Here is a 12,094-nt window from a genome sequence, read left to right as displayed (position 1 = left end):
ATCATCCACACTTGTTGTTATGGTGTTATATAAAAAAGGTTTGCCTTATAAGGCAAACCTTTTTTCGTCTTGTCCATAGTAGAAACGCTCCAAAGAAATAGTGGATTGATAACTTAAGTAATGAATAAATTCGTTAATCAGTCTGATACCACGATATCTTTCAAATACTTCAGCAAATCCTCCCGCAGTTCAGGACGCTGTAGCGCATAATGGATGGACGTTTCAATAAAACCCAGTTTCTCACCCACATCATGGCGCAAGCCATCAAAATGATACGCGAGAATCTGTCTTTGCTCATTCAGACGGGATAAAGCATCGGTCAACTGAATCTCTCCGCCTACACCGGCAGACTGCCTGCCCAAGATTTCGAAAATGTCGGGAGTAAGAATATAACGGCCCATAATTGCCAGATTCGAAGGGGAATCTTCCGTTTTCGGCTTTTCAATCAAACGTCGCGCTCTGAAGACACGTTCATCCGTACGAGTTAGCAACTCTCCATCGATAATACCGTAACGGGATACTTCACTCCAATCGACAGGTTGCACGCCGACAATCGGAGACTGCAGTTCGTCGTAGACTTCAATCATCTGCTGCAAGCATGGGCGATCCGCTTCAACAATGTCGTCCCCGAGCAGGACGGCATACGGTTCATTGCCAATAAACTTGCGAGCACACCAGATCGCGTGACCAAGTCCTTTCGGTTCCTTTTGCCGGATATAATGGATATCAGCCATCTCGGAAGGTTTACGAACCTCGTTCAGCAGATCCCACTTCTGTTTGTCTGCGAGATTCTGTTCAAGTTCAAAGGAATAATCAAAGTGGTCCTCGATCGCCCGTTTCCCTTTCCCTGTCACGATAATAATATCTTCAATTCCGGAGGCAACAGCTTCCTCAATAATGTATTGAATGGTTGGCTTGTCCACAATGGGCAGCATTTCTTTCGGCATGGCCTTGGTGGCAGGCAGGAACCGGGTTCCCAGTCCGGCGGCTGGAATAATCGCTTTGCGGATACGTATAGGAAACACTCCTTTGGCTGGATCAAGATAGTATAGGGATAACACGATGAATGAGTTGGTAAAAGCGGTGCATTTCTCTATACATTACCACAATTTATTAACAATCAGTTGTATAAAAATCGAGTTTCCTCTACACCATTAACAACTCCCGAATATCCTGCTCGGATAATGTCGTTGATCCTCCATCGCCTGGTTCAATGACCTCGGAAATCAAATCCTTTTTCCGCTGTTGTAACTCCAAAATCTTCTCCTCAATCGTGCCCTCCGTCACAAGACGAATCACCTGAACCACTTGTTTCTGCCCCATCCGATGAGCTCGTCCAATCGCCTGTTCCTCCACCGCTGGATTCCACCACAGATCATATAATATGACGGTATCGGCTCCCGTCAGGTTCAGTCCGGTTCCGCCAGCCTTGAGCGAGATCAGAAAGAGTTCGGCTTCTCCCTCATTAAACCTGCGGCACATGTCTACACGACTTTGGGCAGGGGTTTGTCCATCCAGATAAAACAAGCTGTTGCCTTGTGCCGAAAGAGTCTGACGAATGAGGTTAAGCATGCTTGCAAACTGGGAGAAGATCAGAATGCGTTTGCCAGCGGCCAGACAGTCCTGCACGGTCTCCAGCAGTTGCTCCATTTTGCCTGAATCCCCTTGATATCCGTCCACAAATAGTGCCGGGTGACAACATAACTGACGCAGGCGAGTGATACCGGCCAAAATTTTGATCCGGTTTTTCTGGAAACCGTTGTCTTCCATGTCCTTAGTGGTCTCATCCTGAAGCTGAGAGAGGTAAGCTGCATACAGCTTTTTCTGTTCCACCGTCAGCTCAGAGCGTTGTACCGTCTCAATCCGATCTGGCAGTTCTTCCAGCACATCTTTCTTCAAGCGACGGAGAATGAACGGACGTACCATGCGCGAGATGCGCTCTGGCGGCAAGTCACGAAATCTTCTGTAGCTCGGGAACAGACCTGGAAATACGGCTTCAAAAATAGACCACAGTTCATCCAGCGAGTTCTCGACGGGTGTACCTGTCAGAGCAAAACGGCGCGGCGCCTGAATTTGTTTGACGGCTTGCGCCGTCTGGGACGATGCATTTTTGATCGCCTGTGCCTCGTCCAGAATCAGGGTATGAAAGGTTCTTCCCAAATACGTATCCAGATCACGTCGTAGCAACGGATACGATGTCACGATGACATCCGCCTTGTCCATATCCGCCAACATGCTGGCGCGTTCATCTTTTTGCCCTGCGGCAATTAAGACGTTCAGATGCGGAGCAAACCGTGCAAACTCATTCGCCCAGTTGTAAGTTAATGAAGCAGGCGCAACAACCAATACCGGCGGATGTGTCATTCGCGTGCGAATGGTCAGCCCGTCTTGTTGCGGGGTGTGCCATGTATCATCTATCGTTCCAGTGGCATTGGCCAAGTAAGCCTGCTGAGACCCATTCATGATCCAATCATTAGAGAAGGTGTTGTCTGTATCAGCTGGCAACCCTGCCTCTTGTCTCTGTTCATACACAGGTTTCTCCCGTAACGAAGCCGTGATGTAGGCGATGCTTTGCAGCGTTTTGCCCAGTCCCATATCATCGGCCAGGATGCCGCCAAATCGGTAATGTGCGAGCGTACGAAGCCACTGATACCCGCTTGCCTGGTAATCCCGCAACACGGGAGCCAGCGTCTGAGGTAACGTGAAGTCCATCCGGTCAGGATCGCGCAGATCATCGAGGAAACGTTTGAGCGAGCCTCCCCATTTCACATGACCCGAAACCTCGTCTCTGCCCGGAAGCTGCAACGCTCTCACAGCAGGCAACCGGATATGGCTGCTCTGGATATCCTTTGCTTCCAGTCCAAGCGCGTCAGCCATGTGAGCGAAGCTGCTCGCGCCGTCATTTTCAAGTGACAGAAAGACACCGCTTCGCAGGCGGAAGAAAGCTTTCTTTTCCACAATGCTACGCATTAGTTCTTGCAACTCCTGCTCGTCGACTCCCTCCATCTCGAAGGAAATCTCCAGCCAGTCCAGACCTCTCCCCAGATCAGCGCGAACCTTCGGCGATACCGGATACGTTGGCATCATCGCTTTCACAGCATTCGGCATATAGATATCGGCGAGCTTCTCAAGCTCGGGCAATAGGTGATACATCACATCATAGATGGCGTCCTCACGTTCGCTTGCCCAGACACTTCCCTCCCGCTCCAGAAAAGAACGATCCAGTCTCTCGATAAGATTGCGTTCCTTGAAGCGGTCACGGATCAAGATGACTTTCTTTTCTTCCTCGTTAATCAAATACTCTGCCAGCGGGTTAATGACCATGACGCCATAATCGAATTCCAGACGTGCCGTAATGCGTTCCCGGTAAAAGTCGATGTACAGCTTCGGTGACAACTCGGGTTCGGCAATTTGTTCGCGCACACGGGAATCAATCGACAGATGTCCGAGCGTCCGTAGCTCCGGTACAACATGCTGCACAAACTCATCCACCTGCTGTGACGAGATATCAATGCTTTCTTTAATGCCGTAGGATGTGAGCGCACTGTTCAGGTCCTCCAGACTTCTCATCTGCGTCGGTTCTAACATATAGAACTGCCCCTCGACGACTGCCGCATCATATGCCGGAAGCAGAATCAACTCACGCAGTCCTGACACCTCCAGCTGATACCCTTCATTCGCCCCCTCCGCGATCCGGTAAAATAGAGGCAATGCTCCCTCGCTTAGGGTTAACGGACCGTTTGCCAGTCCCGTGCCCTCCATCCGGCTATCTGCTTGCATAAGTAGCTCCAGCAGTGGCTTCCAGACAATGGGAGCGATCAGGATATCGCGACCGTCCGAAGCACCCAGATACCCCGAAATGGACTCACGGTATGCCTCTTCACTCTGTCTCATACGAATGAGCATGGAAAGGATAGCCTGATCTTCCGCCCGAAACACATGTAGCAGGGGATCATAATGAAACAGCTTGGTGAAGGACATGGGCTCTCCCTTTTCAATACAGTTCAGGAACTGCTTAACCTTCTGCACGACATAGAGTCGTTTGTTGCCCACTTTTATTTCGAGTGCCAGCTTGGCTCCACCTTTATGCACATGTACCAGCTTACAGATGAACTGTACCTGTAATTCTTCTCGCAGCATGGAGCGGGTAACCGGTGCTATGTATTTTGTCTCTCGTTCATGCGGCAATCTGCGATCCTTCGCAAACATGGATAAAATCTGGTCTGCCGTACGGTAGGACGGTTTATCCGCAGAGCGAACCCAGCCTGAGGCTGAACTCGGACGACCTGCCTGTGCAAAAGGGGAAGGGGACAACGTCTGCGGCTTATGCTGCTGCGATTGATGCGGATGCTCCGATTGATGACCTAGTGCTGTAGATATTGGAGATTCGATACTCGCACGATGGGACAGCGCTGATGGTTCAGAGGGGACATCCCTGTTCTCGCCTGATAGTGCGGATGTCGATGAAGAAGGCGTTGAAGTTGAATAAGGCCGCTCCCATGTCTCTTCTTCAACCAGTGTGCCTACTTTCGAAGCCGTTCCTCTGCCCCCCGACAATTCTTGTTCTTGTGCATCCTCACGTTCATGAATAGCAAGCAGGACAGCGGCGATATGTTTACAATAGTCATAATAATTGCCGTACGCCGGGCAATTGCAATAGGCTTCAATCTCTCCCGCATCGTCCAGATCCACCTTCACTTGGTAGGCTTCTGTCCCTCGAACAACAGCTTGATAATGACGTCCGTCTTCACTCACACCCAGCTTGCCAATTCTGCCAGACTGTTGATATTCTTCACCGCGTTTAAATGCCGTGACCCCGCACAGCAATTTGATATCCATCATCGTAAATGGAGCCACGCTTCACACCTCCTTGGCTACCGCTACCTCTTTTATAGAAAAAACCCCAAGAGCTCCGTGAAGCAGAGATTGGGGTTGCTCATTAAGTTGAAACACAGTTGTTTACACGTGCACTTCGATGACAGAATAACCTTCCAATCACTGTTATCCCCAGATTTTTTTGATTCCCTTTCCCAAAAGGGAAAATCCGGTGATAAGCGTAGGCTTCCGATGTAGCTTTCTTGCAGAAAGCTTTTAGGCGAACGCTTCGCTTTTTCAGGTTTTTTTCTGTCCTCTCCGTTTTTGTGTAACAAAATAGTTCAACTTATATAGCTTGTTGTTCCGTTTATTTCACCAGTTGACCGCGTGTAACGCCCAATTGGTTCGTTGCTTTCAGGGTTTTCCATACTTGTGTACCGCTGATCTCGCCGCGCAGTGCACGGTTGTACAGGTCAATAACTTCCTTCACCTGCTCCGGTGTCTCTTCCAGGAACTCTACCCGGTAGCGGGATACTCCCAGGTCCATAAAGTTAGTCAGATACTCTGCACCAGACTGTTCTACGGCATTATATACCGTGTTACGGCAACCTTCATCCACACGTACCGGATGAGACATCCCGATTCGGTCTTGCAAGGATGCCCGTTTTTCTTCGCAAGGACGTCCGCAGTTCGTATAGTCCGTTCCTTCACTCATAAACGTACAGTACACGCAGTGCTCCGTGTGGAACATCGGCAGATGCTGATGAATCACCACTTCGGTCTGACTTGTACGGGAGTTGCCGAGCAGATCAACCATCTGCTGAATGTTCAGGTCATATGACGGGGTGATCCAGTCGCAACCTGCTTCCAGGAACAATTCCACGGCCTTATGGTTGGCGATGTTCAAGGAGAAGTCACCGATCAGCTGTGGATGCTTCGCGTCCGGGTTCATTCTACGGTGACGCAGATAGAAGTACAGTGCGCCTGTGTTACGAACCAGTACCGCATCCGGCTCCAAACGCAGGATATTGTTGTGATAGCCGTTCTCGCCAGGCATGTGGATACGCGGCGTAGCCAGCGCGATTTTGCGGCCTGCGGCATGTACAGCTTCCACCGCTGCCGGGAACTGCTTGATGAACTCGAAGTCGGCGTAGATCATGCCGACGCCGGCTTCCAGCGCTGCCTCCACTTGTGGCAGGCTGCGGCACAGCGCGGTCAGCTCTGCTTGACCGCGAGCTACTGGCGATGCCGGTTGTACCGCATCGCCGTATACGTCCACCGCCCGTTTCACGTAGACGGGCGGTTTCGGGCGCTCGCCCGCGAGTTGTTCGACCGCCTGACGGCGAATATTGTTCAACTCGCGCATCGGGATAATGACGTCACCGTGCAGATTGACGTCCAGTTCCTCAAGCTGGAACACGGTGCCGCCGAGACGTCCGAATTGCTCCTCGAGCAATTCATGGGTCATCGGACGTTTCTGGGCAATGTCCAGTTCCATCTCCGAATCCACGCGCACGGTCGTTCCCTTCTGCACGTCGGTCCACCACGTGCTGAGCGGTTGGCCCGGGCTGCCGATGACTTTCACTTTGACCGGGAAGACACGGTACGGTTTGTCGGTTTCAAAGCTTTGACGCAGACGTTTGTCGAGCGCAGGGTCATTCGTTTTCCATACCTTATCGCCGACTTTTACGCGGCGCAAGTCTACATCGCTACGGCCTGGCACGATGTCCACGATCCAGCCTTCGCCGGCTTCGCCTTCGATCTTCACACCTTTGCGGCGTACATCATATACACGTCCGCCTTCTTCTTTTTTCGTTGGATCACCAGCGTCAAATACAATACCGTCTCCGCGCTTCACGGGTGCATCCAGTTTCAGCACAACACCATCACGCAGCACTTGATCTACACGACCCAGGTAAACGCCACGGCTTTTCGGGAACGTCCCGTCTACCAGCTGTTTGTTGTTCGTGCCGTCCAGGAAACCATGTGTGAATCCACGCGAGAAGCTCTGTTGCAGCTCACGGATTTCTTCCTTGCTTGTCCGTGTATTGTCACCGTCAAAATAACGGTCAATGGCTTTACGATATTTACTAACTACGTTCGCTACGTACTCTGGCGTTTTAAGTCGACCTTCGATTTTGAAAGACGTTACGCCTGCTTCAATCAATTCCGGCATGATATCAATGGCTGCCAGGTCTTTGGGAGACAACAGATATGCCACATCCCCCATCGGCTGGTGAACACCATCCACCATCAGATCGTACGGCAGACGGCACGCCTGCGCACATTCTCCACGGTTCGCGGAGCGTCCGCCCCACATTTCGGAAGTCAGACACTGACCCGAATAGGACACGCAGAGTGCACCATGCACGAATACTTCCATCGGAAGTTTCGCTTGATCACCAATCTTTTGAATCTGTTTCAGATTGTTTTCCCGTCCAAGTACGACACGTTCCATGTCAAACGGCTTCGTAAACTCTACCGCTTCAGGCGACGTAATCGTCATCTGCGTGGAACCGTGAATCGGAAAGTCCGGCGAAATCTCACGAATCATTTTGACCAGACCCAGATCCTGTACGATCACAGCATCCACACCCGCATCTACGCAGGCATCGATGAGTTCTTTGGCATCTTTCAACTCATTTTCAAAGATCAATATATTAAAGGTCAGGAACCCTTTTACCCCGTAACTGTGCAAAAACGCCATAATCTCCGGTAGCTCGTCCATACGGAAATTGTTCGCTCGTGCCCGTGCATTGAATTTTTCGACCCCGAAGAAAATCGCATCCGCCCCGTTGGCTACCGCCGAACGCATGCAATCCCAGTCCCCAGCAGGTGCCAGAAGCTCAACGTCTTCTCTTCGTATTGTTGCTGTTTTCATGTAGATCCTCCCCATACCGGCCTCAGCCAGTGTTCTTCCCTTGGTACCTGTATTTCGGTACGCCTGCATTGCTGTCAACGTCAAGTATCACTATATCTATACATTATGTCTGTATTGCCTGAAATCCAGGCCTACAGTCTCTCTATTTCTCAAATCAGCAGTAATAACTCCTGAACTAGTATAGTGTACCACTTCTGCACCGACTCTTCTACGGTTTCCTGAAAAAACCGTTTGTCATTTTCATCATTTTTCCATAGAGATTCCACTCATTCTCAACATATTTACACCTTATGCCATTCATTGTGAAGTCACAGCTAAAGAAAAAACCGGAAGGTTCTTTACCCCTCCGGCAATTGCTACACATCTATATTCTTATTTAATAAAAGTAAATGAGTTCACTGCTTTTTCCAGCATGGCCGCTTGCACTTGCGTACGGTTCGCATCGTTCAGACCACTCGTGATCGTATACGTGATTCCATCCTTTTCAAACACAATCTGACGACCTGTATACGGCACACCCTTATCCACTTCATGGTACGTGAAGGAGAATGCCGGTACACCTGCAAAGGTCAGTTGCTCGCTACGGATCAGATTAAAGCTTTTGCGCGTTTTGGCTGCCTCTGCATAGGCCTCTCTCAGCTGACTAACCGTCATCTCAATCGACTTGTCCTCTGTAGCTGCAATGGAGAAGCTGCCACCCGTGAAGGTATAAACGACTGGTGAGCTTTCAAACCGATCACTATACGGCGTCCAGTAGCGCGGAATATCCACGCTGTAATGATAGTTTTTGGACGTACGCGTGATCGTTTTCATTTTATCTGTCAGATATGGATCTTCATCCAGCTGACCGAAATTATCTTTTACCGTGTCAAAATCAATCTCTACACTCTTCATAATTCGTTCAAACCATGCTCGGTCTGCGGCCTGTCCTTCAGGGAACGTATACTCCGCGTAGTAACGATACCCGTTCTTCTGCAAAAGCACATCATATTCCGTCTGCCATCCTGACCCGAAGTTATAACGGAATTCATTCACCTCGGCAGTTTCGCCAGAGATTTCCGTTTTAAATGAACCAATTTGCTGATAACTCTCGGCTGTAAAGGTTTCACGCATCCACTTCTCGAGCTGATCACTCCAGTCCTTCACCGTTGCACCGGACTTGGCTGAAGTCACTCGAAGTTGCAAATAAGCACCGTCTTTATCTTTATAAACCATATTATTATTGTCCATGGACCAGCCCGCTGGAACCTTTAATTCAATTCCGTAATCATCATTCCATGCCGCACGCATGTCGTCCTCCACCGTGGAAAGATCCTTAATGGTTCGATCTGACTGCGAATAGCTTGGTTCAAAAGAGTTGAGCAATGAAGCATGTTTGCCCAGATCTTTATAATTAATCGCCTCATAATCCGCCAAATAGACATCATATTGACGACCGTCATGAATGTACTGGCGTAACTCCCACAACACGCCATCCGCATCTTTGACGACAACTCTTGCATAAGGATTGTTCCCTTTAGATACCGCTTCACGGTCCAGTACCGTATCTCCTGCCTGTTTGGCCACCTGCACGAGTTGTGTTAGCAAGTCATCCGCATCCAGCACCACATTCTGGTCACTCACATACACTTCGAGAAAATAACTTTCATCCGTAGCGCCAAAGGTCATCATGCGTTCCTGTTCATTCGTTTGCAACACCAGAAGATCAGCTGGATAATGAATCGACCAGCCATAATAGCTGTTGCCAATTCTCGTTTTCCCTTTGTCCAGGTCGATGCCGTCCTCATCCACACCCTCACCCGTTTGAAGCAAACGAATGACGATCTCTCCCGAACTGTTCGGCGCAATCGTTGCACCGATTCCTGCCGCAACCGGGCGAAGAGGAACCATTAACACACCATTCACCATTTTGGGGGCAGTCCCCATCTCCACTTTGGCACCGTCAATCCATGCGATGGAACTGTCTATTCTCAAGACCACAACGTGTGGACCTTCCTTGATTTTGATGACATCATTTTTCTCCAGCCGCACTTCACTGCCAAAGGCTTTTTTGAATACGCCGACAGGCACCAATGTCACGCCTTTAATCGTGAGGGGTTTCGTGATGTTTTGTTTCTTGCCATTCATAAAAGCACTTGTACTTCCTGCTTTGACACGCAGCTCATTGGTGATCAAATCATCAGCTGCCCATACTGGCAGAGCTGTGCTTGCCAGCAACATCCCTGCTAATACACCCGTGCTCAGCACGCGTAACCATGACTTCTTCATTCCGTTCATTCGTCCTCTCTCAATTCGGGTTGCTTGCCGGGCTTATTGTTCTTCATCCGTTAAAAGCGAATCATCGGACTGCTCCTCAAGAGAAGCTCGATCCACAAGTGTCAATGTGCGGGTAACGATGTCTCCGTCCGTTTGCACCAGCAACTTTACCTTTTGTCCAGGTAAGTAGGCTTTGAGTAGCTCATTGATATCGACTACCGAAGATACTCGTTTGCCCGCAACGCTGTAGATGGCATCCCCTTCCTTGATCTTGGCTTTCTTCGCTTCCGGACTCAGTACGCTCGTAACCGTCAATGGATCTTCCGCAGGCAGACCTACAATGGCCGACCAACTCTCTTCAAGCTGTAATCCGAGACTTGCCCGTTTGATCGTTCCATATTTAAAAAATTGATTGATGACAAAATTCACAGTGTCTACAGGAATAGAGAAACCCATGCTCTCGATCCCCACTGCAGAGAATTTCATGGAGTTAATACCGACGACTTCTCCCTTCAAGTTCACAAGCGGCCCTCCGCTGTTCCCGGGGTTAATCGCCGTGTCTGTTTGAATTAAGCGATAGGACGCTTCCACGCCACGGTTCAGACCGCTGATCACGCCAACCGTAGCTGAGTTGCGCAATGAAAAGGAGATTGGCGTACCGATCGCAATCACCGTTTCGCCCACAACCGCTTGCGAAGCTTTAGCAAAGACCGCAGGTTTGAGTGCTTTGGCGTTAATTTTAATCAGCGCAAGATCACTTAACGGATCACTGAACGATTCTGTAATGTTATATGTATTTCCATCCGTCGTGACAACGACCGGATCGACCAACTGATCAACCACGTGCGCGTTCGTCACAATCCATCCATTAGCGCGAATGATAACGCCTGTGCCATGTGCCAGATTATAACGATCGTTTGCCGATCCGTTCTGGTTTTCCGTCGTTTTACCTATAATCCCAACCACAGACGGAGATACCTTCTCAATCACTTTGGGAATGGCTTCGCTTCCCTTATACGTGTATGTGCCTGATTTGGCATCGTATTGTCCGCTACCTCCGAACATCTTGACCAAATCTTTCGTATTCACATACACCTGGCCGTCGATCACCTTGGCTTGTATGCCTGTCTTGGTTGTCGCTGCACCAGCCGTCGCCGTCATCACACCAATGGAGAGCACAACAACCATCATTATGGCTGTTGCCCGTTTTACTAACCTTTTCATGATTTCACCTGACCCTCTCTACTCTATACATCCTTCTTGCGCGACTGGACAGCCGATTCCTGGCCGAATCTATCTTCTCTCTCATCTGCAATATCGGTATCCTTCAATGTATCATACAAATTATGGCTATACAATCGTTTTAATTTTCGCTATTTTTCGACATAATAAGACTCTCTCAAATTCCTCACTTCGGAGAATACAGACATGAAAAAACACCTCCCATATTCATCATGGAAAGTGTTCGAAATTGCTATTGCGTGGTCGTATTTCTGTGCATCTTAGTATTGCTATTAACCAAACCAACCTGTGATCATCGCGTAGTCTGTCATCAAAAATACCAGCAGACTGACAACTGTAAACCCGATAGCAAACAAATTTTTCTTCGGTGCCCGAAGGAGCCGAACCAATCCGATAAAAATCAGGATCGTAAACAAGATCACAAAAATATCAAATGCATTAAAATTCGATGTACTCGCTGTGGCAGCCTCTGCAAGCAGCATGGATAGACAGACCTCCTCACCATAGTTGAACAACCAACACATACCCTAAACTCTTCCTCTATGTTATCTGTACCCTGTTAGTAATGCAAGCCCTATCATCCAGAAAAATGAAAAAAATCCAGATTGACCGATTTGCTCGCAAAAGCTTACCCCGTCTAATATGTAAACACTTTCATTGAACATTCTTATTAACAGCTAATGGATGACAGGTACGGGTAACAGACAAATTGTAAAAAGAGCCCGGGTAGATGCCAAAGCCAGGCAGCATCGTAGCCGCCCAGCTCTAACGATCACCAGGAAGCTTATTTGGGCGATTATCACCTGTTTCAAAATCTAACGATCATGAGAAGCGCTATTTCACTCGAAATCGTCAAAAAACAGTCTATCTCTCGCTTTCTCGATGAAATAACGTTGCTGG

General features: G+C 49.1%; 6 protein-coding genes. All 6 read right to left on the bottom strand.

Annotation, left to right across the window (positions count from 1 at the left end; all coding sequences use genetic code 11):
• Window positions 1–137: 137 nt before the first annotated feature.
• A complete protein-coding gene (galU, locus tag Q9R46_RS28285; protein WP_311282607.1) occupies window positions 138–1,016 on the bottom strand; it encodes a UTP--glucose-1-phosphate uridylyltransferase GalU in 879 nt (292 codons plus the stop codon).
• Between the two features lie 130 nt (window positions 1,017–1,146).
• A complete protein-coding gene (locus Q9R46_RS28280; RefSeq protein WP_311282586.1) occupies window positions 1,147–4,857 on the bottom strand; it encodes a DEAD/DEAH box helicase in 3,711 nt (1,236 codons plus the stop codon).
• 325 nt (window positions 4,858–5,182) lie between these two features.
• Window positions 5,183–7,696: a U32 family peptidase gene (locus tag Q9R46_RS28275; RefSeq protein WP_154984696.1), complete on the bottom strand. Its 2,514-nt coding sequence runs from the start codon at window positions 7,694–7,696 to the stop codon at window positions 5,183–5,185.
• 372 nt (window positions 7,697–8,068) lie between these two features.
• Complete coding sequence (locus Q9R46_RS28270; protein ID WP_311282585.1) at window positions 8,069–9,964, bottom strand: stalk domain-containing protein; 1,896 nt, start codon at window positions 9,962–9,964, stop codon at window positions 8,069–8,071.
• A 42-nt stretch (window positions 9,965–10,006) separates the two neighbouring features.
• On the bottom strand, window positions 10,007–11,176 hold the full coding sequence (locus tag Q9R46_RS28265) for a S1C family serine protease (RefSeq protein WP_311282584.1): 1,170 nt from the start codon (window positions 11,174–11,176) through the stop codon (window positions 10,007–10,009).
• Window positions 11,177–11,466: 290 nt separating this feature from the next.
• The gene (locus tag Q9R46_RS28260; RefSeq protein WP_090923015.1) at window positions 11,467–11,676 is read right to left on the bottom strand and encodes a hypothetical protein; all 210 of its coding nucleotides are present in this window, start codon (window positions 11,674–11,676) and stop codon (window positions 11,467–11,469) included.
• Window positions 11,677–12,094: the final 418 nt, after the last annotated feature.

It is taken from the genome of Paenibacillus sp. RRE4 (genome assembly GCF_031844205.1).
GTDB lineage: Bacteria > Bacillota > Bacilli > Paenibacillales > Paenibacillaceae > Paenibacillus > Paenibacillus xylanexedens_B.
Note: the sequence above shows the minus strand (reverse complement) of the source record. Positions and strands in the feature narration are given on the sequence as shown.